At 68.9% G+C, this 26,095-nt stretch carries 22 protein-coding genes and 1 pseudogene; 11 read left to right on the forward strand and 12 right to left on the reverse strand.

Annotation, left to right across the window (positions count from 1 at the left end):
• Positions 1-168: 168 nt before the first annotated feature.
• The gene (locus DQ229_RS05145) at positions 169-624 is read right to left on the reverse strand and encodes a DNA polymerase III subunit chi (RefSeq protein WP_202909511.1); all 456 of its coding nucleotides are present in this window, start codon (positions 622-624) and stop codon (positions 169-171) included.
• 215 nt (positions 625-839) lie between these two features.
• Between DQ229_RS05145 and lptF the strand changes: the two genes are divergently transcribed.
• Genes lptF through rsmA form a run of 6 tightly spaced genes read left to right on the forward strand, consistent with a single transcriptional unit; the run spans position 840 to position 8,372 of the window.
• Positions 840-2,012 (forward strand): LPS export ABC transporter permease LptF, encoded by a 1,173-nt coding sequence (gene lptF / locus DQ229_RS05150; protein ID WP_114965205.1) that lies wholly within the window; start codon positions 840-842, stop codon positions 2,010-2,012.
• The gene (gene lptG / locus DQ229_RS05155; RefSeq protein ID WP_114965234.1) at positions 2,009-3,103 is read left to right on the forward strand and encodes an LPS export ABC transporter permease LptG; all 1,095 of its coding nucleotides are present in this window, start codon (positions 2,009-2,011) and stop codon (positions 3,101-3,103) included. Before lptF ends, lptG begins: the two co-directional genes overlap by 4 nt.
• Positions 3,103-5,247, forward strand: coding sequence for an LPS-assembly protein LptD (locus DQ229_RS05160; RefSeq protein ID WP_114965235.1), 2,145 nt, complete (start codon positions 3,103-3,105; stop codon positions 5,245-5,247). The genes lptG and DQ229_RS05160 overlap by 1 nt, the downstream gene beginning before the upstream one ends.
• A 44-nt stretch (positions 5,248-5,291) precedes the next feature.
• Positions 5,292-6,500 (forward strand): peptidylprolyl isomerase, encoded by a 1,209-nt coding sequence (locus DQ229_RS05165; protein WP_114965206.1) that lies wholly within the window; start codon positions 5,292-5,294, stop codon positions 6,498-6,500.
• A gap of 17 nt (positions 6,501-6,517) precedes the next feature.
• Positions 6,518-7,519, forward strand: a complete 1,002-nt coding sequence (gene pdxA / locus DQ229_RS05170; protein WP_114965236.1) for a 4-hydroxythreonine-4-phosphate dehydrogenase PdxA — start codon at positions 6,518-6,520, stop codon at positions 7,517-7,519.
• Positions 7,520-7,523: 4 nt separating this feature from the next.
• Complete coding sequence (rsmA, locus tag DQ229_RS05175) at positions 7,524-8,372, forward strand: 16S rRNA (adenine(1518)-N(6)/adenine(1519)-N(6))-dimethyltransferase RsmA (RefSeq protein WP_114965237.1); 849 nt, start codon at positions 7,524-7,526, stop codon at positions 8,370-8,372.
• A 255-nt stretch (positions 8,373-8,627) separates the two neighbouring features.
• Here the strand turns inward: rsmA and DQ229_RS05180 are convergent, their stop codons facing one another.
• The 5 genes from DQ229_RS05180 to speB all read right to left on the reverse strand — a co-directional run bounded on the left by DQ229_RS05180 (position 8,628) and on the right by speB (position 13,093).
• Positions 8,628-9,401: a DUF4167 domain-containing protein gene (locus DQ229_RS05180; protein ID WP_114965207.1), complete on the reverse strand. Its 774-nt coding sequence runs from the start codon at positions 9,399-9,401 to the stop codon at positions 8,628-8,630.
• 232 nt (positions 9,402-9,633) lie between these two features.
• Complete coding sequence (gene prmC, locus DQ229_RS05185; RefSeq protein WP_114965208.1) at positions 9,634-10,500, reverse strand: peptide chain release factor N(5)-glutamine methyltransferase; 867 nt, start codon at positions 10,498-10,500, stop codon at positions 9,634-9,636.
• Positions 10,497-11,570: a peptide chain release factor 1 gene (gene prfA / locus DQ229_RS05190; RefSeq protein WP_114965209.1), complete on the reverse strand. Its 1,074-nt coding sequence runs from the start codon at positions 11,568-11,570 to the stop codon at positions 10,497-10,499. The genes prmC and prfA overlap by 4 nt, the downstream gene beginning before the upstream one ends.
• An 81-nt stretch (positions 11,571-11,651) precedes the next feature.
• Complete coding sequence (locus tag DQ229_RS05195) at positions 11,652-12,122, reverse strand: DUF1499 domain-containing protein (protein WP_162300753.1); 471 nt, start codon at positions 12,120-12,122, stop codon at positions 11,652-11,654.
• Entirely contained in the window at positions 12,119-13,093 is a 975-nt protein-coding gene (gene speB / locus DQ229_RS05200) for an agmatinase (protein ID WP_114965210.1), read from the reverse strand. Before speB ends, DQ229_RS05195 begins: the two co-directional genes overlap by 4 nt.
• Positions 13,094-13,216: 123 nt before the next feature.
• On the opposite strand from speB, the gene DQ229_RS05205 reads away from it, so the two are divergent.
• Complete coding sequence (locus DQ229_RS05205) at positions 13,217-14,569, forward strand: NAD(P)/FAD-dependent oxidoreductase (RefSeq protein ID WP_114965211.1); 1,353 nt, start codon at positions 13,217-13,219, stop codon at positions 14,567-14,569.
• Between the two features lie 427 nt (positions 14,570-14,996).
• On the opposite strand, the gene DQ229_RS05210 is transcribed toward DQ229_RS05205, so the two are convergent.
• Complete coding sequence (locus DQ229_RS05210; protein ID WP_114965239.1) at positions 14,997-15,776, reverse strand: gamma-glutamyl-gamma-aminobutyrate hydrolase family protein; 780 nt, start codon at positions 15,774-15,776, stop codon at positions 14,997-14,999.
• A gap of 251 nt (positions 15,777-16,027) precedes the next feature.
• On the opposite strand from DQ229_RS05210, the gene DQ229_RS05215 reads away from it, so the two are divergent.
• The 3 genes from DQ229_RS05215 to DQ229_RS05225 are packed head-to-tail and all read left to right on the forward strand — an operon-like array spanning position 16,028 to position 21,408.
• Entirely contained in the window at positions 16,028-16,786 is a 759-nt protein-coding gene (locus DQ229_RS05215) for an SDR family NAD(P)-dependent oxidoreductase (RefSeq protein WP_114965212.1), read from the forward strand.
• A 42-nt stretch (positions 16,787-16,828) separates the two neighbouring features.
• Positions 16,829-19,600, forward strand: a complete 2,772-nt coding sequence (locus tag DQ229_RS05220; RefSeq protein ID WP_114965213.1) for an HAD-IC family P-type ATPase — start codon at positions 16,829-16,831, stop codon at positions 19,598-19,600.
• Positions 19,597-21,408, forward strand: a complete 1,812-nt coding sequence (locus tag DQ229_RS05225; protein ID WP_114965240.1) for an acetate/propionate family kinase — start codon at positions 19,597-19,599, stop codon at positions 21,406-21,408. The genes DQ229_RS05220 and DQ229_RS05225 overlap by 4 nt, the downstream gene beginning before the upstream one ends.
• Before the next feature lie 263 nt (positions 21,409-21,671).
• Here the strand turns inward: DQ229_RS05225 and DQ229_RS05230 are convergent, their stop codons facing one another.
• From DQ229_RS05230 to DQ229_RS05240, 3 genes are all read right to left on the reverse strand, one after another.
• On the reverse strand, positions 21,672-22,310 hold the full coding sequence (locus DQ229_RS05230) for a DUF1638 domain-containing protein (RefSeq protein ID WP_114965214.1): 639 nt from the start codon (positions 22,308-22,310) through the stop codon (positions 21,672-21,674).
• Complete coding sequence (locus DQ229_RS05235) at positions 22,310-22,492, reverse strand: hypothetical protein (protein WP_114965215.1); 183 nt, start codon at positions 22,490-22,492, stop codon at positions 22,310-22,312. Before DQ229_RS05235 ends, DQ229_RS05230 begins: the two co-directional genes overlap by 1 nt.
• Positions 22,493-22,571: 79 nt before the next feature.
• Entirely contained in the window at positions 22,572-23,279 is a 708-nt protein-coding gene (locus tag DQ229_RS05240) for a corrinoid protein (protein ID WP_114965241.1), read from the reverse strand.
• 253 nt (positions 23,280-23,532) lie between these two features.
• Here DQ229_RS05240 and DQ229_RS05245 point away from each other — a divergent pair.
• Positions 23,533-24,618, forward strand: a pseudogene (locus tag DQ229_RS05245) (PA0069 family radical SAM protein).
• 25 nt (positions 24,619-24,643) lie between these two features.
• Here DQ229_RS05245 and bmt read toward each other — a convergent pair.
• Together bmt and DQ229_RS05255 are read right to left on the reverse strand one after the other, a co-directional pair.
• A complete protein-coding gene (gene bmt / locus DQ229_RS05250) occupies positions 24,644-25,666 on the reverse strand; it encodes a betaine--homocysteine S-methyltransferase (protein ID WP_238380964.1) in 1,023 nt (340 codons plus the stop codon).
• Between the two features lie 105 nt (positions 25,667-25,771).
• Complete coding sequence (locus DQ229_RS05255) at positions 25,772-26,086, reverse strand: DUF1476 domain-containing protein (protein WP_114965216.1); 315 nt, start codon at positions 26,084-26,086, stop codon at positions 25,772-25,774.
• Between the last annotated feature and the right edge of the window lie 9 nt (positions 26,087-26,095).

Below are 26,095 nucleotides of genomic sequence, written 5' to 3' on the forward strand. Positions count from 1 at the left end.
GCAGGGGGTTACTCGGACAAGCTGTGAGCCTGCCTTAAATTCTCGCGCTATGCCCGGCTTGCGCCCGGCGCGCGCCAAGCATGTGGGGCGCCCAGATTCGGCCATTGCGGCGCCACATTTGCGCCATGTTTCACTTTAGCTCGTTGAAAATCGCGCCAGCAGAGGCCGCTAGCCACGCTCCTTGCGCCAGCGGCCCTCGGCCTCACTCCAGTATTGCGCGGCAAGCCCCGCGCCGCTCAGTGCCTTCCACTGCCCCCGCGCCCGGGCAACCGCATCCGCATCCGCCCCGTCGAACAGCACGGCAACCCGTGTCAGCGCCGCGGCCTCCCCGGGCAACACCTCCGCCCCGTCGATCGAGATCAGGCATTCGGCGGCATTGGGAATGTCGCGCCCGCAGGTCAGCAGAACGGGCTGAAGCGCGTCATGCGGCCCGCCCGCCAACCCGTGCGGCACGAATCCTTCCTCCGGCCCCAGCCACAGGCGTTCGTCCAGCCACTGCATCCGCGCCGGGTCGGCGCCGCGCACCACCACGCGCCAGCCCGCCGCCCGCGACTTCTCCAGCAGCACCGGCAGAAGCTGCTCCACCGGAGACCGCGTCAGATGATAGAACAGCGCATCGGCCACAGAGCCCCTGCCCTTCACTGTGATAAAAATATCCTCGCCGAAGGCATCCGCCGCTTGCCGCCGGCGACTCGTCCCGCCCCGAGGCGCAAACGCCGGCCACCGGCCTTGCCCGGAACAACCTAGCCGCGCGGACCCGGCTTTGCCAGATTGCAGTTTAACACTTTTCTCCGATGCTCTAGTCTCGGCCACGAGCGGCCGCAGGGGGTGACAGGACATTGACCAGATTCGACAGATACGTGCTGTCGCAGATGCTGGTCATGTTCGGCTTTTTCGCGCTGGTGCTGATTTCCGTCTACTGGGTCAACCGGGCGGTTTCGCTGTTCGACTCGCTCATCGCCGATGGCCAGTCGGCGCGCGTATTTCTCGAATTCACCGCGCTCACGCTGCCCAATGTGATGCGGCTGGTGCTGCCGGTCGCGGCGTTTGTCGCCTCGGTCTACGCCACCAACCGCATGGTCAGCGAAAGCGAGTTCGTGGTAATGCAGGCCACCGGGCTTTCGGGGATGCGGCTGGCGCGGCCGGTGCTGGTGTTCGGGCTTGTGGTGGCGCTGATGATGGCGGCGCTGCTGCATTACCTGGTGCCCGCCAGCCGCGCCCAGCTTGTCGAGCGCCGCGCCGAGATCGCCGAGAACATCACCGCGCGGCTGCTGACCGAAGGTGCCTTTCTCTTTCCCGCGCCGGGGGTGACGCTCTATATCCGCGAGATCACGCAGGACGGCATTCTCGAGGATGTGTTCCTCAGCGACGCCCGCGAGGGCGCCATCCACACCATGTATACCGCGCGCCAGGCGCTGCTGGTGCGGGCCGAATCGGGGCCGCAGCTGCTGATGATTGACGGCATGGCCCAGACCCTGCAAAGCCCCGGGCAGCGGCTTGCGATCACATCCTTCGACACGCTCTCCCACGACCTGCTTGCGCTGGTGGGCACCGACGGGCCAATGCGGCTTGGTCTGCGCGAACTGTCCACGCCGGCGCTCATGGCGCTCGACGAGGCCGGGCTCGAGGCCGCCCGCGCCGACCCGGCCGATGCCCAACTCGAGCTCCACACCCGCTTTGCCCAGCCGCTGATGGTGCCCGCGGCCGCGCTGATCGGCTTTGCCGCGCTGATCCTCGGCGCCTTCAGCAGGCTCGGCTTCTGGCGGCAGGTGCTGGGGGCGGTGGCCGTGGTGATCCTGATGCAGCTTCTGCATACAGTGGTGACGGGGATCGTGGGCCGCAACGCGGGCCTGGCGCTTCTGGTCTATCTCCCGCCCCTGGCAGGCTTCGCGGCGGCGGGCGGCATGATCTGGTTCGCGGGGCGCGCGCGGCGCCGGCGCGGTCCGTCCCTTCGGGCGTCCCTGTGGCCGATCCGCTGGCCAGGCCGGGCAGAAAGCGGGGGCGGCGCATGATTCTCAGCCGCTACATGGCGCGCAAGTTCCTCAATGCCTTCGGCATCGTGCTGGGGGTGATGGTGGGCATCCTGTTCCTGATCGACATCGTCGAGCATCTGCGCCAGCACGCCGGTCGCGGCATCGGCATGGCCGAGGCGGCGCGGCTTTCCGCCCTGCATCTGCCCGGCGCGATCTACGAGGTGCTGCCGCTGGTCACCATGCTGGCCACGCTGGCCCTGTTCGTGGGGCTGGCGCGCAGCTCGGAACTGGTCGTGACCCGCGCGGCGGGGCGCTCGGCGCTGCATGTGGTGGCCGCGCCGACGGCGGTCGCGCTGGTGCTGGGGGTGCTGGCGGTGGCGGTGTTCAACCCGATCGTCGCCGTGACCTCGACCCAGTACGAGCTGCGCCAGGCCCGCATCCAGGGGGTCGACGACCATATCATGACGATCGGGCGCGACGGGTTGTGGCTGCGCGAAGGCTGGGCCGAGGGCCAGCGGGTGATCAGCGCCAGCCGCGCCGAGCGCGCCGGAACGCTGCTGCACAATGTCACGATGCTGGGCTTCGACCACGCGCGCGGCCCCGTCACCCGGATCGAGGCGCGCGAGGCCGAACTGACCCCCGGAAACTGGCTGCTGCGCGATGCGAAGTCATGGCCGCTCGAAACACCCAACCCTGAGCGCAACGCCACTGTTCACGAGACCCTGGAGCTGCCCACCGGCCTGAGCGCGGCGCGCATCCGCGAGAGTTTCGCCGCCCCCGGTTCGATCGCGATCTGGGACATGCCGGGCTTCATCGCCGCGCTCGACCGTGCCGGGCTTTCGGCGCGTGAGCACCGTGTCTGGCTGCAGATGGAGCTTGCCTTGCCCTTGTTCCTGATGGCAATGGTGCTGGTGGGGGCCGGTTTCACCATGCGCCATTTTCGTGCCGGAAACCGGGGAATGCTCGTGCTCGCCGCGCTATTGTGCGGTTTCGCCGCCTTTTTCCTGCGGAACCTTGCGCAGGTGTTGGGCGAGAACGGACAGATACCTGTCGCGCTGGCTGCCTGGAGCCCGCCGGCGGTTGCGCTGTTGCTGGCCCTCGCGTTGTTGCTGCACCTGGAGGAGGGATGATGCCGCGCCTGCTCGCCCTGGCCCTGGCCCTTGTGGCGCTGCTCATGTGGCAGCCCGCCGGCCCCGCTGCGGCGCAAGGCGCAGGAATGGCGACGCTGGTGGCCGACAGCCTGTCGATCGAGGCCGATGACAGGCTTATCGCCGAAGGCAATGTCGAGGTGCTCTATGACGGCGCCCTCCTGCGGGCCGGGCGCATCACCTACAGCCGGGCGCAGAACCGGCTCGAGATCGAAGGGCCGATCACGCTCAGCCAGGAAGGGGGCGATTTCCTGCTGCTGGCCGATTCCGCCGAATTGTCGGACGATCTGCATGACGGGCTGCTGCGCAGCGCCCGCGTGGTGCTGGACCGGCGGCTTCAGATGGCCTCGCGCGAGGTGGCGCGCATCGGCGGGCGTTATACGCAACTGACTGACAGCGTGGCCTCGTCCTGCCAGGTCTGCGCCGAGAACCCGACACCCTTGTGGGAAATCCGCGCCGCGCGCATCACACATGATTCCGAGACCCGGCAGATCCATTTCGAGCAGGCGCAATTCCGGGTGATGGGGGTGCCGCTGGTTCATATTCCGCGCCTGCGCCTGCCCGATCCCACGGTCGAGCGCGCCACCGGCTTTCTGGCGCCCGCGCTTTCCTCGGGCGGCACGCTGGGCACCGGCATTTCGATCCCCTATTTCATCGCGCTCGCACCCGATCGCGACCTGACGATCACGCCCCGGATCACGACGGGGCGCAGTTTCACCTTCGGCGCGCGTTACCGGCAGGCGTTCCAGAGCGGCAACATGACGCTGACCGGCGCGCTCACCCGCGACAGGATCAGGCCGGGCAGGACGCGGGGCTATCTGTTCGGCACCGGGCGCTGGCAGATGGCCGGCGATATCACGCTGGGCTTCGACATCGAGGCCGCGAGCGACCGCACCTATCTGGACGATTACGGCATCACCTCGGCCGCCACACTGGAAAGCACGCTTTTTGCCAGCCGTCTGCGGCGCGACAGTTTCAGCCGCGCGCGGATCACCCATTTCCGCACGCTGACAGACGGGGTTTCGAACGCGCGGCTGCCGCAACGCGTGATCGACCTGCGCCACGAGCAGCGCTTCGCCCCTCCCGGCCTGGGCGGCGTGGCACGGCTGAGCTTCGATCTGCTGGCGGCCTACCGCCAGTCGGACGATGCCACCGCCGGCCTCGGCCACGGGCGCGACATGACACGCGCCAGCCTGCGCGCCGACTGGCGGCGCGACTGGGTGCTGCCCGGCGGCGTGCTGGCCGCGGCCCTGGGCGAGGTGCAGGTAGACCGTTTCGCGATCCGGCAGGATGACGACTTCCCCTCGGGCATCACCCGCACCACCCCCGCTGCCGCGCTGGAACTGCGCTGGCCCTGGGTGGGTGCAAGCGCCGGCGGCGCGCGCCATGTGATCGAGCCGGTGGCGCAGCTTGTCTGGGCACCGCGCCGGCGGCACAAGGTGCCCAACGAAGTCAGCCGGCTTGCCGAATTCGACGAGGCCAGTCTGTTTGCGCTGCACCGCTATCCGGGGTTTGACGCACGCGAAAGCGGCAATCGCGCCAATCTCGGCGTGAGCTGGACGCGGTTCGATCCGGCCGGCTGGTCGCTTGGGGCCACGGTGGGCCGCATCCTGCGGCCGCGCGGGCCGCGGCAGTTCAGCGACCTGTCGGGCCTGGATGGCCGGCGCTCCGACTGGCTGGCCGCGGTGCAGTTCGAGTCGGCCCAGGGGCTTTCGCTGCTGGCACGCGCGGTGATCGAACCTGACGGCGCGCTGCGCAAGAACGAGCTGCGCGTGGGGCTTTCGCGCGAGGGGCTCGACCTGACCAGTTCACTCACCCACCTCACCGCTGACCCGGACGAGAACCGCAACAGCCGCAGCACCGAATGGAACCTCGACGCCGCCTGGCAGGTCACGCCGAACTGGACCGCCCTTGCCGACTGGCGTTATGATATCGACGCGAGGCAGGCGGCGCGTATCGGGCTGGGGGCGCAGTTTCGCAACGAATGCTTGCTGGTGGATGTTTCCCTCTCGCGTCGCTTCGCTTCCTCGACTAGTGTGAGCGCGCGCACGGATTTCGGACTGTCGGTCGATCTGCTAGGTTTCGGCAGCCAACCCTCCGGCCCCGCGCGGGCCTGCGCCCAGTGACAGGCCGGAAACGGCCAGCCAAACGAACGAGCGGAACGGACCATATGAAGCGCCTGACAACTTTCTTCGCCCTTCTGTGCCTCGCGGTTGCTCCGGCCCTGCCGGCCAGCGCGCAGAACCCGTTCGAGCCGCGGCTCATCATTAATGACCGGGCGATCACGCAGTTCGAGGTGGAACAGCGCGCGCTGTTTCTTTCGCTGTTCAACACCCCCGGCGACCTTGAGGAAGAGGCGCTGAATCGCCTGACCGAAGAGCGGCTGCAACTCATGGCGGCCGAGCGCATGGGCATCCAGCCCACCGCCGAGCAGGTGGCCGAAGGCATGGCCGAGTTTGCCGGGCGGGTCGAGATGGACACCGAGGAATTCGTCCAGGCCATCGGCGAGGTGGGGATCTACCCCGAAAGCTTCCGTGACTTCGTCCATGCCGGCATTTCCTGGCGCGAGGTGATCCGCCGTCGCTTTGGCGGCCGCGTCGATGTGACGGAGGCCGAAATCGACCGCGCACTTTCGACCATCGCGTTCCGCGGCGGCGTACGGCTGCTGTTGTCCGAGATCATCCTGCCCGACATTCCCGAATTCGCCGAGCAGACGCGCGAACTGGTCCCCCAGATCATGCAACTGACCAGCTTTGATGCCTTTTCCGATGCCGCGCGGCGCTTTTCGGTCTCCGACACGGCGGCCAATGGCGGGCGGCTCGACTGGATCGAACTCGGGAACCTGCCCGAATCGCTCCAGCCGGTGCTGCTGCAGTTGCGGCCCGGACAGGTGGCCGAACCGATCCGCACCGGCGAGGCGGTGATCCTGTTCCAGCTGCGCGCCATCGACCGGGTTGAGACCCTCGCACCCGCACAGGTCAGCGTGGAATATGCGCGCGTGCTGGTGCCCGGCGCAGGCAGCGAACAGGCCGCCACTGAGATCGCCCGGCTGCGCGCCAATGCCGACACCTGCCGCGATCTGGCCGGGCTGGTGCCCTCGCAACCGGAGGAGCGGTTCTCGCTGCAGCAGGTGACCGTGCCCGAACTGGCCCCCGATGTCGCGCTTGAACTGGCGCGGCTGGACGCAGGCGAGATTTCGGCCAATCTGCGCCAGGGTGACGCAGCTGTGGTGCTGATGCTCTGCGCGCGCACCCCGGTGGCCGAGCTGCGGCCGGGCCGGGCCCAGATGGGCGACCAGATCGTCAACCGCCGCGTCAACGCCATGGCGCAGGGCTATCTGGAGGAACTGCGCGCACAGGCGCATATCCGCCAGCCGTGAACGCGGCGCACAATGACATGCCCGCGCCGCCATCCGCCCCTCTTGCCCTGACCTGCGGCGAACCGGCCGGCATCGGCCCCGAGATTGCCGCCAAGGCGCGGCGCGCCCTGGGCCAGGAGGTGCCGTTTTTCCTGATAGGCGACCCCGCGCACCTGCCAGCCGGCACGGCCTGGGCCGAGATTGCCAACCCCGGCGCGGCGGCAGCGGTGGCGCCGGATATACTGCCCGTCCTACGGCATGATTTTCCGGCCCCCGCGCGGCCCGGCCGGCCCGATCCCGCGAACGCCGCCGCCGTTGTCGAAGTGATCGCGCGTGCCACCGCGCTGGTGCAGGCGGGCAAGGCTGGCGGCATTGTCACCGCCCCTATCAGCAAGCAGGCCCTGCAGGAGGGCGCGGACTTTGCCTTTCCCGGCCATACCGAATACCTGGCCCATCTGGCGGGGGTGGATCACGTGGTGATGATGCTGGCCTGCGCGGCGCTGCGGGTCGTGCCGGTGACCATCCATATCCCGCTGGCCGAGGTGCCGGCACGGCTGAGCGCCGACCTGCTGCGCCGCACCCTGCGGCTCACCCATGCCGCCCTGATCGGCGATTTCGGCCTGCCGGCCCCGCGCATCGCGGTGAGCGGGCTGAACCCGCATGCCGGCGAAGGCGGGCATATGGGCCGCGAAGAGCTGGACCTGATCGCCCCGGTGCTGGACGAGTTGCGCGCCGAAGGGTTTGCCCTGCGCGGCCCGCTGGCGGCAGACACGATGTTTCACGCCGAGGCACGCGCGCAATATGACGTGGCGGTCTGCATGTATCACGATCAGGCGCTGATCCCGATCAAGACGCTCGATTTCGCCGGCGGGGTGAATGTGACGCTGGGGCTGCCGTTCATCCGCACCTCGCCCGATCACGGCACCGCGCTCGATATTGCGGGCCAGGGCCTGGCCGACCCGTCCAGCCTGATCGCCGCGCTGCGCCTGGGCGCCGGGCTTGCCGCGCGGCGCGCGCAGCAGGCCGGTGGGGCCGCGTGACGCCATGAGCATCGACAGCCTGCCCCCCCTGCGCGAGGTGATCGCCACCCACGGGCTGGCCGCGCGCAAGAGCCTTGGCCAGAACTTCCTGCTCGACCTCAACCTGACGGCGCGCATCGCGCGCGCGGCGGGGGATCTGAGCGCCTGCGACGTGCTGGAGGTCGGCCCCGGCCCCGGGGGGCTGACGCGGGGGCTGCTGGCCAGCGGCGCGCGGCGGGTGCTGGCGATCGAGAAAGACAAACGCTGCCTGCCCGCGCTGGCCGAGATCGCCGCCGCCTGGCCGGGCCGGCTGCAGGTGATCGAGGGCGACGCATTGCAGATCGACCCGCTGGCGCATCTGACGCCCCCGATCCGCGTGGTCTCCAACCTGCCCTATAATGTAGGCACCGAGCTTCTGGTGCGCTGGCTCACCCCGCCCGATTGGCCGCCGTTCTGGGAAAGCCTGACGCTGATGTTCCAGCGCGAGGTGGCGGAACGTATCGTCGCGCAGCCCGGCAGCAAGGCCTATGGGCGGCTGGCGATCCTTGCGCAATGGCGCACTCAGGCGCAGATCGTGCTGCGCCTGCCGCCCGAGGCGTTCACGCCGCCGCCCAAGGTTTCCTCGGCGGTGGTGCATCTGACCCGGCTGAATGCGCCACGCTTTCCCGCCGATCCAGGCGTGCTGTCGCGGGTGGTGGCGGCGGGTTTCAACCAGCGCCGAAAGATGCTGCGCGCCAGCCTGCGCGGCCTGGCCCCCGATATCGAGGACAAGCTGCGCGCCGCCGGCATCGCCCCCACCGCGCGGGCCGAGGAGATCGGGCTTGAACAGTTCTGCGCGCTGGCGCGTATCCTGGCCCCGCGCCGGGGGGGGTAAGGCAACTCCGGAGAGAACCGTTTCACCTCGCCCGCCTGCCATGCCTTCGGCAAGACAGGCGGGCGCGGGCCTTCGGCGAGGATATTTTTGCCAAGAAGATGCAGGAGGGTGCAAGCCGGAGCAGGTGGGGTGGCCTGGTATCCTGCTGCAGTTTCCGCTCCCGACCCGGAGAGAACGAAAAAGGCCGGGCAGGAGGCCCGGCCGGTTTTCACGCAAGCGCCGGCCCGATCCGAGAACCGGCGCCGTGCATGGTGTTCAGGTGTTCTGCTCTTCGGAGCTGCGCGTTTGCGTCTCCTGCCCGGCCTCCGGGGCGGGTTTCGGCTTGCGCGGGCTGCGCCGCTTTGGCGCGGGTTTGTCATCCCCGGTATTGCTGTCATCGCCCGCGGCATCTCCGCCAGCGGCGTTGCCGGCGGCGCGGGGTTTGCGCGCGGGCTTCTTGCGGCGGCTTTCGGGGGTTTCGACAAGCCCGCTGTCAGGCTCGGCCTCGAACTCGATCACGGCGGCGGAACCCCGTGGCGCCTCGTCGTCCGCGCCTTTTTGCGATGTCTTGCTATCGTTCCCGCCGGAAACACCGGGGGCGTCCTGCCCCTGCGCGCCGTCAGCGCCGGTGTGCCGTTGGTCGCCATTGCGGTTTTCGCGGGCATTCCGGCCCTCGTGGCCGCCGCGCCCTTCGCCACCGTCGCCCTCGCCCCGGCCCTGCGTCGTGCGGCGCGCCTGGGATTCCTGCTGCTGGCGGGCTTGCGCCTCCTGCGCCTCGCGCCGGGCTTCGGCCTCGCGATTCACCTCGGCCTGGGCCTCGGCCAGGACGCGAGTATAGTGCTCGGCATGCTGCAGAAAGTTTTCGGCAGCCACCCGGTCATTGGCGAGCTGGGCATCGCGCGCCAGCACCAGGTACTTGTCGATGATCTGCTGCGGCGTGCCGCGCACCTTGCCATCGGGGCCCGAGCTGTCAAACACCCGGTTGATGACATTGCCGAGCGGACGCGGGCGGTTCGATTTCGAACGCGAACGTGATTTGGATGATCTCATGCTTGCTGTTGGCCAGTCTTGATCTGGATTGCACCGTAGCGTTCCGCGTCCCGCGGGTCTGGCTGGGATCCGAATCGCTATTACGGTTTTCAAGTGCAGTGAACGAGGTCATTTCGTTCGACTTGCAAGACCCGACTAAACATGTTGCCGGCAGGGTGACAAGGGGAATCTGCATAAATGTGCGGGAATTCGCTGTAAAATCCGTGTGGCGGGCCAGGACGTTGCCCCCGGGTCACGGCTTGCGCCCGGCAACCACACGCGGGCGGCCGTCGATATCCTTGAGGATTTTCACGCCTTCCAGCCCCGCGGCCTCGAACAGCGCGGCGACCGCGTCGCCCTGCCCCGCGCCGATTTCGACCATCAGGCGCCCGCCCGCTGACAGCAGCGCCGGTGCCTGCGCAAGAATGCGGCGATAGGCGTCCAGCCCGTCGCCGCCCGGGGTCAGCGCGGCGCGCGGCTCCCACACGCGCAATTCGGGCGCGAGCGCGGGCATTTCATCCTCGGCGATATAGGGCGGGTTCGACACGATCAGATCATAGGGGCCACTCAGCCCGGCGCACCAATCGCCTTTCCGGAACTCGGCCCGCGCGGCCACGCCCAGCGCCTCGGCATTGGCGCGCGCGATCTCGAGCGCAGCTTCCGAGATATCCACGCCCAGCCCGTGCGCCAGCGCCCGTTCGGCCAGAAGCGAGATCAGGATGCAGCCCGACCCGGTGCCAAGATCGAGCACATTGACAAACGGCGCGGCCAGCGCGGCCTCGACCAGCGTTTCGGTATCGGGGCGCGGGTCGAGCACATCGGGCGTCACGCGAAAGCGCCGCCCCCAGAAGAGCCGCTCGCCCAGGATCTGCGCCACTGGCTGGCGGCGGCAGCGCGCCGCGATGAACCCCGCGAAGCGCGCGGCTGCCGCAGCCGGCAGCGGCTCGGGCATTTGCAGGGTCAGCCGGTCGGGCGCGATGCCCAGCGCCGCAGTCAGAAGCCGCCGCGCATCGGTGCCCGGCGTCTCGACCCCGGCGGCGCGCAGGCGGCCCACTGCCCTGGCGAGGGCCTGACCGACGGATTCCCTGCCGGGGCCGCCAATGCCGCGCGCCGCGCTCATCCTTCCATCTCGGCGAGTTTCAGGGCCTGGTCATGGGCGATCAGCGCGTCGATCACCTCGTCGAGGTCGCCCTGCATGACCGAATCCAGCCGATAAAGCGTGAGGTTGATCCGATGATCGGAAAGCCGCCCCTGCGGAAAGTTGTAGGTGCGGATGCGTTCGGACCGGTCGCCGCTGCCCACCTGCGCACGCCGGTCGGCGGCGCGGGCGGCGGTGCTGTCGCGCCGGGCGGCATCGAAAAGCCGCGCGCGCAGCACCTCCATGGCGATGGCGCGGTTCTGGTGCTGCGACTTGGCCGAGCTGGTGACGACGATGCCGGTGGGGATATGGGTGATCCGCACCGCTGAATCGGTGGTGTTCACGTGCTGCCCGCCGGCACCGCTGGCGCGCATGGTGTCGATGCGGATATCGGCCGGGTCGATGCTGATATCGACGCTTTCGGCCTCGGGCAGCACCGCCACCGTCGCCGCCGAGGTATGGATGCGCCCGCCGGATTCGGTTTCGGGCACCCGCTGCACGCGATGCACGCCGGATTCGTATTTCAGCCGCGCGAACACCCCTGCCCCATTGATGCGCACGACCGCCTCGCGCACGCCGCCCAGCTCGGTCTGGCTGAGGTCGATCACCTGGAACTCCCAGCAGCGCGCCTCGGCATAGCGCTGATACATCCGCAGAAGGTCGGCGGCAAAGAGCGCGGCCTCCTCGCCGCCGGTGCCGGGGCGGATTTCAAGAATGGCGGCGCGCTCATCGGCGGCGTCGCGTGGCAGAAGCGCAAGGCGAAGCGCCTGCTCAAGCTCGGGCAGGCGGGCGCGCAGGGCTTCGGCTTCTTCCTCGGCCAGGGCACGCATATCGGGCTCGCCGCGCAGCTCGGGGTCGTCCAGCATCGCCTCGGCCTCATCGAGCGCGCGCCGGGCGGCCTCGTATTCGCCGATAGTCGCGACCACGGGCTTGAGGCTGGCGTATTCGCGGCTCAGATCGGCGATCTGGGCCGGGTTGCGGGCCTCGCCCAGTTTCGCCTCCAGAAACTGGAAGCGTCGGGTGATCTGTTCAAGGGTGTCGCGGGGCAGCATGGGGTTGTCTCTTGCGCAAGCGCCGCACGGCGTCAAGCCACGGGCGCGGTCTGTCTCACATGGGCACGCTTGCCCCGCGCGTCAGCCATCGCCCCCGGGCAGCGCGCTCAGGGCCTGCATCAAGGCCTCGAGCCGGGCGCGGTTGACACCCAGGTCTGACCTCCCGAACCGCGCGCGGGCAAAGGCCGCAAGGCCCGCTCCGGCCTCGGTGCTGTAGACCCGGATCGAGGTGTAGTCGGGAAAGCCCATCCATTTGCTGCGCGTCACATAGGTCATATGGCCCGCGCTGACCGAACCGGCAAGGCGCTCGGTCCGCGGCATGGAGAGCATCAGCGCATCGACGGCCTGCGCCAGATCAGGCGCGGGCAGGGCAAAGTTGGGCGCGCGCGCATCGCCCCCCACCGGGCGGATCAGCCAGTGATTGCTGCCCTGCGGCTTGGATATGGCGCGCGGGTCCAGATGCCACACGGCCGGGTCGGACGGGGTCAGCCGCACATAGGCCATCACCGCCGCCAGCGCGACCAGCGCCAGAATGACCGCCAGCTTGATCATCCGGTGACACCGGCGCGGCGGTTCCAGAAATGCAGGCAGATCAGCTCGGTCACGACATGGGCGGCGGCGATGGCGGTGGCGCCGGTGGTATCAAAGGGGGGCGAGACCTCGACCACATCGCCGCCCACCAGGTTGATGCCCGCCATGTCGCGCAGCAGGATTGCCGCCTGCGCCGAGCTCAGCCCCCCCCACACAGGTGTGCCGGTGCCGGGCGCGAAGGCCGGGTCAAGCCCGTCTATGTCGAATGTCAGGTAGACAGGGTGATCGCCCACGATCTCGCGCACCCGCGCGGCGATGGCTGCGGGCCCGCGCTCATGCACTGTGCGCGCGTCAAGGATATTGAAACCCATCGTGTCGGGGTTGTCGGTGCGAATCCCGATCTGGACCGAACGCGCAGGGTCCACCAGCCCCAGATTGGCCGCCTTGTAGAACATCGTGCCGTGGTCGATCCGCGCCATGTCGTCGTCGCGCCAGGTGTCGCTGTGCGCATCGATCTGCACCAGCGAGAGCGGGCCGAATTTTTCGGCATAGGCGCGCAGGATCGGAAAGCTGATGTAGTGATCGCCGCCCAGCGCGATGCTGGCAGCGCCCGCGCCCAGAATGCCGCGCACCCGCGCTGTCAGCGCCTCGGGAAACTCGGCCACGCGCGCATAGTCAAAAGCCAGGTCGCCATTGTCGATGATGGCGAACTGCTCGAAAGGGTTGTAGCCCCAGCCATAGGGCGCATCGAAAGCCTGCAGGCAGCTTGCCTCGCGGATGGCGCGCGGCCCCAGCCTTGTGCCGGGGCGGTTGGTGACGGCCTGATCGAAGGGCACCCCCAGAATCGCCAGGTCGGCCCCGGCCAGATCCTTGCTGTATCGCCGCCGCAGAAAGCTGACCGCCCCGCCGAAGGTGTTCTCGAAGGCCATGCCGCGCGGGTCCTCGCGGGTGAAGGCCATATCCACCTGGTCCTTGGCATATTCCAGCGCCATGCGCCTGCACTCCCCCTGTCTGGTTGCGCCTGTCGGGGCGCAATCCGATTGACGCCCCCTTGCGACAGACATTAGCTGAGCAAGGCCGAAAGGCCAGCCCCGGCAACCAACGCGGCCCTCTCGATGCAACGCCTCTATGAAGCACAAGCCTATGACACCGGGCAATGGCCCGACAGCCATTGGGCGCGCACGGCCCCGCCGCTGCTGCCCTGCCCGCCGCTGACCGGCCACGAGAAGGCGGAGGTGGCGATCATCGGCGCGGGTTATGCCGGGCTCAACGCCGCGCTGGAACTGGCCGAGCGATTCGACACACGCGCGATGGTGCTCGACGCCGGGCAGCCCGGCTGGGGCGCGTCGGGGCGCAATGGCGGCTTTGCCTGCGCAGGCGGCACCAAGCTGAATGATGCCGCCATCGCCCGGCGCTGCGGGGCCGACGGGCTGGCCGCGTTTCACGATTTCCAGAACGCCGCGATTGCCCGCGTGGCCGATAACCTGCACCGCTACGGCATCGACGCCGACCGCGGCCCCGAAGGCGAATTACTGCTGGCGCACAGCGCGCGCGCCTGGGCAAGGATGCAGCGCGAGGCACCCGCCGCGCAGTTGCGTGACCGCGACGCCCTGCGCCGCGAGGGGCTGTTTGCGCCCGGCTTTCACGGCGGGGTGCTCCAGCCCCAAGGGTTCCCGCTGCACCCGTTGAAATACGCGCGCGGGCTGGCGCAGGCTGCGCTGAATGCCGGGGTGCGCATCTGTGGCGACAGCCCCGTAACCGGCCTTGCGCGCGCAGGGCATGGTTGGCGGCTGACGACCCCGCAGGGCCAGCTTGACGCGCGGCGCGTGCTGGTCGCCACCAATGGCTACAGCGCCGATGATCTGCCGCCCTGGCTGAGGGGGCGCTACATGCCCGCGCTTTCCTGCATCATGGTCACGCGCCCCCTGAGCACGCAGGAGCAGGCCGCGCAAGGCTGGACTGGCCAGGTGATGGCCTATGACAGCCGCCACCTGCTGCACTATTTCCGCCTGCTGCCTTGCGGGCGCTTTCTGTTCGGGATGCGCGGCGGGCTTTCGGCCGATCCGGTCCGTCTGCGCGTGCTGGAGGCCGAGGCCCGGCGGCACTTCGAGCGGTTGTTTCCCGCCTGGGCGCATGTCGAGACCGAAAGCCGTTGGTCGGGGCTGGTGTGCCTGACCGGCAGCCTCGCACCCTTCTGCGCCGAGGTGCCTGGCGCGCCGGGGCTATTTGCGGCCCTTGGCTGGCACGGAAACGGGGTGGCGCCGGCCAGCGAAGGCGGGCGACGTATTGCGGCGGCCATGGCCGGGCAGCCCAACCCCGCGCCGGCGCTAATGCAGATGGTGCCGCGCCGCTTTCCCCTGCCGCGCCTGCGCCGGCTGTGGCTGCGGCTTGCCTATGCCGGGCTGGCATTACGTGACGGCCCGGTGCGCGCCGCGCCCGCGCCCGCGCAAGGTGGCAGGAAAGCGTAGCAGGCTGTTGAGTTGCGGTTTCGATGCAATGCTCGCACGCTGGTGAAAAGTCGTCCAGACCACCGGCGGCAAACGCGGAAGCGGGAAACTGTTCTGCACCGCGCCAGCCACAGGTCTGGCCCGGGATCTGCCCCGGGCCGCGCCCTCCCCTCCCCCCGGGAGGGCGCTCTGGCGATGCCGCGCATCACACTGGCGACACTGATGCTTTTGAGTGCACCGCTCTGAACAGGCGTTACGAAGCGCCCTCCCAGGCTCGGGCGCGGCCCTCACCGTGCGGAGGGCGACGTTGGGGCGAAGAACAGTTTCCCGGTTACTGATAGCCCGGATGCGTTTTTCAGCAGCCCGCCAGGGCGTGTCGCGTTTGACCGGTTTAATCTCGCCCCCGCGCTTACCGCCTGAACGGGGCGCGCCAAGGGCCACGCCCCGCTCAGGCAGTCAGCGCCGGGCGCGCGGCGGCCTCGCCCGCCGCCCAGGCATGAACCGCCGCGCCGAAGGCAGCGAAAAGCGGGCGCGAGACGGGATCGTTGGCGGCGTTGTATTCGGGGTGCCACTGCACCGCGAGGGTGAAGCCCGGCGCGCCCTCCACATACAGCGCCTCGGGCGTGTCGTCGGGCGCCCAGCCATCGATCACGATGCGCCGGCCGGGTGTCTTGACGCCTTGGCCATGCAGGCTGTTGGTCATCACCTCTTCAGCGCCGAACAGCCGGTGAAACACCCCGCCCGGCGTGAGGCGCACGGCGTGGCGCAGGGCGAATTTCTCTTCAAGCGTGCCATCGGGGGGCATGCGGTGGTTCATCCGGCCCGGCAGGTCGCGGATTTCGGGGTAGAGCGTGCCACCCATCGCCACGTTCACCTCCTGAAAGCCACGGCAGACCCCGAGGAAGGGCTGCCCGCGCTCCACGCAGGCGCGTATGAGCGGCAGCGCCACTGCGTCGCGGTTGCGGTCGAACGCGCCATGGGCCTCGGTCGCGGCCTCGCCGTATTCCTCGGGGTGGACATTGGGGCGTCCGCCGGTGAACAGGAAGCCGTCGCAAACCTCCAGCAGTTCCGCCACCTGCACCAGCCGCGGATCGGACGGGATCACCAACGGCAGGCAACCGGCCACCTCGGCAATCGCCTCGCTGTTCATCTTGCCTCCGGCGTGGGCAGGATACTGGTTATTCATCAGATAGCTGTTGCCGATGATGCCGACGACGGGCCGCGCCATGAGGGATCCTTCGTGTTCGCTGCGCCTTGCAAAGATGAACATAGAGCTTCCCCCGCACGGGGTGAAGGGTGCTATCGTGCTCAGCCGCAAAGCATGGCTATCGCGACAAGGCGCGCGATGCGACACTGGGCCGCCGGCGTTCCCGTGCGGGCGCGCATTGCAACCGGGCCTTGGCATGGCCATCTTTCTGACGATACGCTGCATCGCGGCAAGCACGATACGCCGCAAACCATTTTTCAAGGGAGGCATCCATGCCCGAGCGCGATTTCGAGGGAAAAACGGCCATTGTCACAGGGGGCGGCTCGGGGATCGGGGCGGCCATCGCGCTGGAGCTGGGCGCGCGCGGGGCGCATGTGATCGTCTCTGACCTGGAGGAAGCCTCGGCAAGCGAAATCGCTGGCCAGATATCCCAGGCGGGCGGCAAGGCGGCGGCTTTCGCCGCCGATGTCAGCGACGCCGCCGCGATGGAGGCGCTGGCCGATTTCGCGGTCAGGGAAACCGGCGCGCTGCACCTGGCGGTGAACAATGCCGGCATTGGCGGGCCATCGGCGCCGGTGGGGGAGTATCCGCTCGATGGCTGGCGACAGGTCATAGACGTGAATCTCAACGGGGTGTTCTACGGGATGCGCTACCAGATCCCCGCGATGCTGGCCGCTGGCGGCGGCGCCATCGTCAATATCTCGTCGATCCTGGGCTCGGTTGGCTTTGCCAATGCCAGCCCCTATGTCGCGGCCAAGCACGCGCTGCAGGGGCTGACCCGCACCGCGGCCATGGAATATGCCGCCAAGGGGGTGCGGGTGAACGCGGTCGGCCCGGCTTTCATCGACACACCGCTTCTGTCGAAGAACCTCTCGCAAGAGGCGCTGGACGGGCTTGCCGCGCTGCACCCGATCGGCCGGATCGGGCGGCCCGAGGAGGTTTCCGCGCTGGTCTGCTTTCTGCTGTCGGAGCGGGCAAGCTTCATCACCGGCAGTTACCATCTGGTCGATGGTGCCTACACGGCGCAGTGATCGCGCACCGCCGAGGCGCCAGCCACAAGGAAAGCCCCACCCATGCAGCCTGTCGAGAAAAGCTGGGCGGAACCGGCAGAAAAGGTTCTGGAGCAGATTGAGACCACTCCCAAGGGCCTGAGCAGCGATGAGGCCGCGCGCAGGCTGGCCGAACACGGCCCCAACAGCCTGCCCGCGCCCGAACGCCCCTCGGCGCTGAGGCGGCTGGCGCGGCAGCTCAACAATCTCCTGATTCTCGTGCTGATCGCGGCGGCGGCGATTACCGCCGCCCTGGGCCATTGGGTGGATACCGGCGTCATCATGGCGGTGGTCATCATCAACACGCTGATCGGCTTCGTGCAGGAGGGCCGCGCCGAGGCCGCGCTCGAGGCCCTGCGCGACATGCTGGCCCCGCGCGCCGCCGCGCTGCGCGATGGCGAGCGTGTGGCCCTTGCCGCCGCCGATCTGGTGCCCGGCGATATCGTGCTGATGGAGGCAGGCGACAAGGTGCCCGCCGACCTGCGGCTGATCGAGCTGGCCGGCGCAGCCGTGGACGAGGCCATCCTGACCGGCGAATCCGTCCCGGTGGACAAGGACACCGATCCGAGCGAACCCGATGCATCGCTGGGCGACCGGGGCGCAATGATGTTCAGCGGCACGATGCTGACCAAGGGCACCGCCACCGGCGTTGTCGTGGCCACCGGCGCCGATACCGAGATCGGGCGCGTCAGCGGCATGGTCGGCGACGTCGAGCAACTGACCACCCCGCTTATCCGCCAGATGCACCAGTTCGCCCGCTATCTGACCGGCTTCATCATGGCTGCGGCGGCGGCGATCCTGGCCTTTACCATCCTGGTGCGCGAGATGGCCTTTGCCGAGGCCTTCATGGTGATCGTGGCGATCTTCGTGGCCTCGATCCCCGAGGGGCTGCCGGCGGTGCTGACAGTGACGCTGGCCATCGGCGTGCAGATGATGGCGCGGCGCAACGCGATCATCCGCCGCCTGCCCGCGATCGAGACGCTGGGCGCGGTTTCCACCATCTGTTCCGACAAGACCGGGACGCTGACGCGCAACGAAATGGTCGTCGCCACGCTGGTCACGGCCGATGGCATCTACGAGGTCGCCGGCGAGGGCTATGCCCCCGAGGGCGAGATCAGTCGCGAGGGCGCGGCCCTGAACGACCCCGCCCCCGTGGTCGCCGCGATGGGCCGCGTGGCGGGGCTGTGCAACGGCGCCAGCCTGCGCCGGGGCAGCCAGGAAGACGAGGCCGCCGAAGGCGCCCCCGAAGACAGCGACAACGGTGATGCGCAGACCGCAGGTGACAACGGCACCTCGCGGGTCGAGGACGACAATGGCGCGTGGCGGGTCGAGGGCGATCCGATGGAGGGCGCGCTGCTGGCCTTCGCGGGCAAGGCCGGCCAGCCCTGGCGCGAACGGGGCCGCGCCCGCGCCACCATCCCGTTTGACGCGCGCTATCGCTACATGGCGGTGCTGCGCGACACTGATGACGGCGCCATGATCCTGCTCAAGGGCGCGCCCGAGGCCGTGCTCGAGCGCTGCGAGAACCAGCTGGGCGAGGATGGCCCGCAACCGCTCGATCCCGATTACTGGCAGGCCCGCGCCGACGAGATCGCCGCCAAGGGCCAGCGCGTGCTGGCGCTTGCACAGCGCAGCCACGAGGGCGACAGCCTCGATCATGACGATGTTGAGGGCGGGCTGACGCTTCTGGGCTTCACCGGGCTGATGGACCCGCCGCGCGCCGAGGTGATCGACGCCATCGCCGATTGCCACAGTGCCGGAATCGCCGTGAAGATGATCACCGGCGATCACAAGGGCACCGCCGCTGCCATCGCCGCCCAGATCGGGCTGCACAACAGCGACGAAGTGCTTACCGGCGCCGAGATCGAGGAAATGGACGACGACGCCCTGCGCGAGGCCGCCGGCCGCGTCGATGTCTTTGCCCGCACCAGCCCGGAGCACAAGCTGCGGCTGGTCAAGGCATTGCAGGCCGAAGGCGCGGTCGTCGCCATGACGGGCGACGGCGTCAATGACGCCCCGGCGCTCAAGCGCGCGGATGCTGGCATCGCCATGGGCATCAAGGGCTCGGAAGCCGCGCGCGAGGCGTCGGAACTGGTGCTGGCCGACGACAATTTCGCCTCCATCGCCGAGGCGGTGCGGCGCGGTCGCACGGTTTACGGCAACCTCAAGAAGGTCATCACCTTTCTTTTGCCGGTGAACGGGGGCGAAAGCCTCAGCCTGGTGATCGCGGTGCTGTTCGGGCTGATGCTGCCGATCGCGCCGTTGCAGATACTATGGGTCAACATGGTCAGTTCGGTTGCGCTGGCCATGAGCCTGGCCTTCGAGCCACCCGAGCGCGAGGTCATGCAGCGCCCGCCGCGCAAGCCCGATGCGCCGATCCTGTCGCGCTATATCCTGTGGCGGGTGTTTCTGGTCTCGCTGCTCTTCTCGGCCGGAATATTCGGGCAGTTCCTGCTGGCGCAGGCGGGCGGCGCCTCGATCGAGGTGGCGCGCACCATGGCGGTCAACACGCTGGTGGCGATGGAGGTGTTTTACCTCTTCTCGGTGCGCAAGCGGCTGGGCAGCATCTTCACCCGCGAGGCGATCGTCGGCACCCCCGCCGTTCTGATTGCGGTGGGGCTGGTGGTGGTGCTGCAATCGGCCTTCACCTATCTGCCCTTCATGCAGGTGCTGTTCGGGACCACGGCGCTGAGCCCCTGGCAGCTCGCGCAATGCATCATACCCGGCGTGCTGGTGCTGCTGGTGCTTGAATGCGACAAGCGCGCCGCCCTGAAATGGAAGGAAATGCGCGCATGAAGATCCTCGTCTTCAACGCCGGAAGCTCCAGCCTCAAGTTCGGCCTGTTCGAGATGTCCGATCACCCCGCGGGCGCGCGCCATATCCTCAAGGGCAGCTATGAGAGGTTTGAGAACGGCGCCTGCACCCGGTGCCTGACCGGAGAGGATGGCCCGGTGCGGGAAGACAGCGCGCCATTGGACGACATCGCCGCCGCCATCGCCGATGTGCCTGCCGTGCTGGAGGCACGCGGGCTTGGCGCGCCCGATGCGGTGGGCCACCGGATCGTGCATGGCGGCGAGGATCTGGCCGAGGCCACCGTAATCGACGCGGCGTTGCTGGAGCGGCTCGATGCGCTGACCCCGCTTGCGCCGCTGCACAACCCCGCCAATCTGCACGCGGTGCGCCTGGCGCAGGGCCAATGGCCCGACCTGCCGCAGGTGGCCGTCTTTGACACCGCCTTTCACCTGACCGCCCCCAGGCGCGCCACCACCTATGCGGTGCCCAAGGCCTGGCGCGAGGCCGGGCTGCGGCGCTACGGGTTTCACGGCACCTCGCACAAATACGTGGCCGAACGCGCCGCGCAGGAGATCGGCGCACCGCTTTCCGACTTGCAGATCATCAGCGTGCATCTGGGCAATGGCGCCAGCGTCTGCGCCATCAACCGCGGGCACAGCATGGATACCTCGATGGGGATGACCCCGCTCGAGGGGCTGGTGATGGGCAGCCGCTCGGGCGATGTGGACCCGGGCGCCTTCGGCTATCTGCACCGCCAGCTGGGCCTGGGTATCGAGGAAATCGAAGAGGCGCTTTACACTGATAGCGGGCTGAAGGGGCTCACCGGGCTGTCAGACATGCGCGCGGTCGAGGAACGCGCGGCAGAGGGCTGCGCCGAGGCCCAGCTTGCGATCGGCATCTATGCTTATCGCGCCCGAAAGTATATCGGCGCCTACGCAGCAGCGATGGGGGGGGTGGATGCGGTGGTGTTTACCGGCGGCATCGGTGAAAACTCGGCCTCGATGCGGCGGCGGATCTGCGACGGGCTGGAGTTCATGGGGCTCAAGCTCGACCATGACCGCAACCAGGGGATCGACCTTTCCGGCATGGCCGCGCCGCAGATCCAGGCCTACGGCGCCAAGGTGCGGGTGATCGTGACCGAGACCGCCGAGCAGCTGATGATTGCCCGCGAGGTGGCCGCCCGGCTGCAACGCCGTCCGGCCACGCGTGCGCCCCGCGCCCTGCCCGTGGCCGTGTCGGCGCGCCATGTGCATCTGTCGCGCGCGGCGGTCGAGGCGCTGTTCGGCCCGGGCTATCAGCTGACGCCGGCGCATGACCTGCGCCAGCCCGGAAACTTCTGCGCGCGCGAACGCGTCACCATCGAGGGCCCGCGCGGGCGGCTGGAGAATGTAGCGATCCTCGGCCCCGAACGTGCCCGCACCCAGATCGAGGTGTCGCGCACCGACAGTTTCGCACTGGGGGTGGATGCGCCGGTGCGCGAAAGCGGCCAGCTTGACGGCACGCCCGAGATCACCCTGATCGGCCCCGCGGGCCAGATCGTGACCGACGGGCTGATCGTGGCCGCGCGGCATATCCATATCAACCCCGAGGACGCGCGCGAAATGGGGCTCGAAGACGGGCATTTCGTCGATGTGCATGTTGGCGACGCGGCCCGCGGGCTGACATTCTCGCGCACGCTGGTGCGGGTGCAGGAGAAGGCCTTCACCGAGATGCATATCGACACCGACGAGGCCAACGCCGCCGGTATCCGGGTGGAAGGCGAAGGCGCGCTGGCCCCCGAGCACGGCGCGACGCCGCTGCCGGGACGCTAGGGCGGCGATTGACGGCGGACCGGACATCGAAGGGCCGAGGGGGGGCGGCCTGGTCAGGGGGCGCGGCGGGCTTCGCCCTTGTTCCGCGCCATGCCTTCGGCGAGGATATTTTTGCCAAGAAGAAGAGAAAGCCTGCGTTTTCGGGGTGCGAAGGAAACTGCGCCAGTGCCTCCGGCAGAGATGTTTCTTTTACAGAGAAGACGCAGTGTCGCGCGCCTTTGCGGAAGCGACCGGGCGCGCGCGGGGGCCGGCAGCCGCCCGCCTCAGCCCAGCCGGGCCAATTCCGCGGCCAGATCGCCGTAGCCGGTGAAGCGCCGCTCATAGCGCAGGCCCAGCCGTGTGGCGCAATCGGCGGCCTTGGCGTCAAGCGCGGCATCCTCAGTCTGGGCCAGGTGGATCAGCCGTTCATACTGGCCGAACAGGACATCGCGCAGCTCCGGGTGGCGGTCCAGCCCCATCGGCCGCCAGACGAAGGCATCGAACTGGCGCACCAGGAAATCGGTCAGGTAGAAGGCGCGCATCTCATCCTCGGCGCGGGCGGCGAATTCGGCATTTCCGTCGAAGAAGGCATAGCAATGCGGCCCCGGCATCATCTCGACTCCGAGCGCGGCGCAGCGCGCCTGCAAAAGCCCGCCGGTGCCGCAATCGGCGTAGACGACATAGATGGCCTCGAAATCGTCGCGATGGCGCGTGACGGCGGCCTCGACCGCGTCGGGGATGCGCTCGGGCCAGAGGTGCAGCTTGGCGGGCAGGCACATGAGTTCCACGTGGTGCCAGCCATTCGCCGCCTTCAGCGCCAGGATCTCGTGCGCCAGCGCCCCGCAGGCGATCAGCAGGATGCGCCCGCGCGCCTGCACGGGGGGCAGGCCGCGTTCGGTCAGGGTGGTGTCATCGGGGCGCATCACCGCCGCCGCAGCAGCCAGAGGGCGACCACCGCCGCCAGCAGCACCACCATCAGCAGCGCCGGCGCGGCCCCGTCACCCCCGAGATTCACCGAAAACGCCGTTCCAAGAGCGACCGTAATCGCCCCGGCGGCAATCACCCCGGCCACCAGCATCAGCATGAAACGTGCGCGCGGGGTCATGTGCGGCCTCTCCGGTTGTTCGGTTTGCGCCCGATTCATCAAGTGGCGCCGCGAGGCCCGGGCGTCAACCGCGCGCGCCTTACCCGGCTGCCGCCCCCAGCCGGTTGTGTTTGCGCGCGATGAAGTCCTTGGCTGTCTCGACCGCCACGGCGGCATCGCGGCAATAGGCATCGGCGCCGATGGCGCGGCCGAATTCCTCGTTGAGGGGGGCGCCGCCCACAAGCACGATGTAATCCTCGCGCAGGCCCTTTTCGACCATCGTGTCGATCACCACCTTCATGTAGGGCATGGTCGTGGTCAGCAGCGCCGACATGCCCAGGATATCTGGCTGCTCGCGCTCCAGCGCCTCGAGGTAGTTCTCGACCGGGTTGTTGATGCCCAGATCGACCACCTCGAACCCCGCGCCTTCCATCATCATCGCCACCAGGTTCTTGCCGATGTCGTGGATGTCGCCCTTGACGGTGCCGATCACCATCTTTCCCTGCCGTGGCGCGCCGGTTTCGGCCAGCAGCGGCTTGAGGATGAACATCCCGCCCTTCATCGCATTGGCCGCCAGAAGCACCTCGGGCACGAAGAGGATCCCGTCGCGGAAATCCTTGCCGACGATGGTCATGCCGGCCACCAGCGCCTCGGTCAGCACGCGGTAAGGCGCCCAGCCGCGCGCAAGCAGGATCTGCACGCTCTCTTCGATCTCGTCCTTCAGCCCGTCGTAAAGATCGTCGTGCATCTGCAGGACAAGCTCGTCATCGGGCAGATCGGAGAGGATGATTTCGTCTTCGTCGGACATGCGCGTTTCTCCGCCCTGCCGGGCGCGCCACTCGCCCGGATTCCTGCGCATCAATGCGTCATGCGGCCTGCCCGAGGTTGGCGGATTGCGACATCGCCCGCTCCAGCAACGACGCGCGGCCCGCCCGCTGCCCTGCGCCGCGGCGGGGCTGGCGGATTTTCTGGCAAATGTTCTTCTCTTGTTCTAATTTGGGCGCATGAGTCGCACCCCTCGCCCCGACCCTGAGGCACCGCGCCGCACACCGCCACGCCCGCTGCACGCGGGCAGCGACCTGCCGCCCTGGCATGCGCCGCGCGGGCGCGGGGCGGGCCTGGCAATCACCGGGCGGTTCGAGACCTGCACGCGCGCGGCGTAGGCCGACGGCTGGGACATCCCCGAACCCGCGCAAACCCTGCGCACCGAAATCGCCGAGGAACGCCCGCGCCGCGTCATCACCCGCAATGCCTCGCCCGATCTGCCGTTCGAGCAATCGCTCAACCCCTATCGCGGCTGCGAGCACGGCTGCATCTACTGCTATGCGCGGCCCACCCACGCCTGGCTGGGGCTGTCACCTGGGCTGGATTTCGAAAGCCGGCTGATCGCGCGGCCCGGCGCGCCCGAACTGCTGGCGCAGGAACTGCGCGCGCCGGGCTACAGGGTGCGCCCCATCGTCATCGGCACCGCGACCGACCCCTATCAGCCGATCGAGGCGCAGCGCCGGGTCACCCGCCAGGTGCTCGAGGTGCTGCGCGATTTCCGCCACCCGGCGGTGATCCTGACCCGCGGCACGCTGATCGAGCGGGACCTGGACATCCTTGCCCCGATGGCGCGGGCCGACCTGATTCGCGTGGGGCTGTCGTTGACCACGCTCGACCCGGACCTGTCGCGCCGGCTTGAGCCGCGCGCGCCGGCGCCCGCGCGCAGGCTGCAAACCATTCGGGCACTGGCCGCGGAAGGCGTGCCGGTGCGGTCCATGATCTCGCCCGTGATCCCCGCGCTGACCGATCACGAGGTGGAGGCACTGCTGGCCGCCGCAGCGCGGGCCGGGGCGCAATGCGCAAGCTGGGCGCTTTTGCGCCTGCCGCATGAGGTCGCGCCGCTTTTTCGCGACTGGCTCGAACGGCACGCGCCGGGCCGCGCGGTAGCGGTGATGAACCGGCTGCGCGCTATGCATGGCGGGAAAGACTATGACGCCGCCTGGCAGCACCGGATGCGCGGCACCGGCCCCCATGCCGAGCTTCTGAAAAAGCGCTTTGCCCTGGCCTGTCGACGCCACGGCCTTTCGCGGCGCGGCGCCCCGCTTGACCGCACCGCCTTTGCTCCGCCGCCGCGCAAGGGCGACCAGCTTTCCCTGTTCTGAATACGGCACCGGGCGACGGGGCCTTTCAGCTCCGCCTTCGGCGCGGCCGGCGTGCGGGCACATCATCGCCTGTGCCATCCGATGCCGAGGAAAACGCCCCCAGCGCGGCGGTGATTGCCTCCAGCGCCGGGCGCGGGCCGCGCGCGCGCTCCTCCAGCGCGGCCCGCATGGCGCGCAGGTGATCGGGCGTCGTGCCGCAGCACCCGCCGATGATGTGCGCGCCGCAATCGCGCGCCAGCACGGCGTAATCGGCCATCAGCGCGGGGGTGCCATCGTAATGGATATGCCCGTCATGATACTTGGGGATGCCGGCATTGCCCTTGGCGATGACCGGCCGCTCAGGGGCGTGCGCCGTCATTCCCAGCACGGTGCGCAGCAGGTCCGAGGCCCCTACCCCGCAATTCGCGCCAAAAGCCAGCGGCGGATGCGCCAGCCTGTCGACCAGCGCCACCAGTTCGGCCGAGGTCAACCCCATCATGGTGCGGCCGGCGGTATCGAAGCTCATGGTGCCGCACCAGGGCATCCCGGCCAGGCGCGCGGCCTCGGAAGCGGCGCGAAACTCCTCGCCGGCCGAGATTGTCTCGACCCAGAGCACATCTGCGCCGCCCTCCTTCAGGGCCTCGGCCTGCTCGTGGAATATCTCCACAGCCTCCGCCTGGGTCAGGGTGCCCATCGGCGCCATGATCTCGCCCGTCGGCCCCATGGAACCCGCCACGATCACCGCCCGCCCGGCCCCGGTAGCCACCTCGCGCCCGATCTCGGCGCCGGCACGGTTGAGCTCGGCCACCCGCGCCGTCGCCCCGTGCAGCCTGAGCCGCGCGGCATTGGCCCCGAAGGTGTTGGTCAGGAACAGGTCACTCCCCGCCTCCACCGCGCCGCGGTAAAGCGCGGCAATGTCGCTCGGGCGCTCAATATTCCAGAACTCGGGCGGGTCGCCCGCGCCCAGGCCCTGATTGAAAAGATTGGTGCCCGTCGCCCCGTCGGCCAGCAGCCAGTCGCGGCTGGCAAGCAGCTGTGAAAGGGGGTCGGCGCCTTGCGGGTCCATCATGTCTGCCAGCTTCCTGTCGGGTCTGGGGAGTGCGCGCGCCCTCGGCCCGGCGGTGTGGCGCCCTGCGCACAGGGCGCGGGGTAGGGCGCGGCGTGGCGCTCAGGCTCAGCCGTGTTCGAACAGCTCGGCTTTCGCCTCGGCCAGCAGCTCTTCCATCCTGGCGCGAATCTCGGCCTCGGTCGCCCGCGTCCCCAGATCGGCCGCGACCTTGCGGAACACATCCTCATGCCCGGCTTCCTCGAAATCGGCGCGGATGACTTCCATTGCGTAGGCCTCGGCCGCCTCTCCCGTTTTGCCCAGAAGCTCCGCCGCCCAAAGGCCCAGGCGCTTGTTGCGTCGCGCCACTGCCTTGAACTGCATCTCGGCATCATGGGCGAACTTGTTCTCGAATGCGCGCAGGCGTTCTTCAAAGGTGCTCATCGGGGCCTC

The sequence above is a fragment of the Alkalilacustris brevis genome, assembly GCF_003350345.1.
GTDB classification, from domain to species: domain Bacteria; phylum Pseudomonadota; class Alphaproteobacteria; order Rhodobacterales; family Rhodobacteraceae; genus Alkalilacustris; species Alkalilacustris brevis.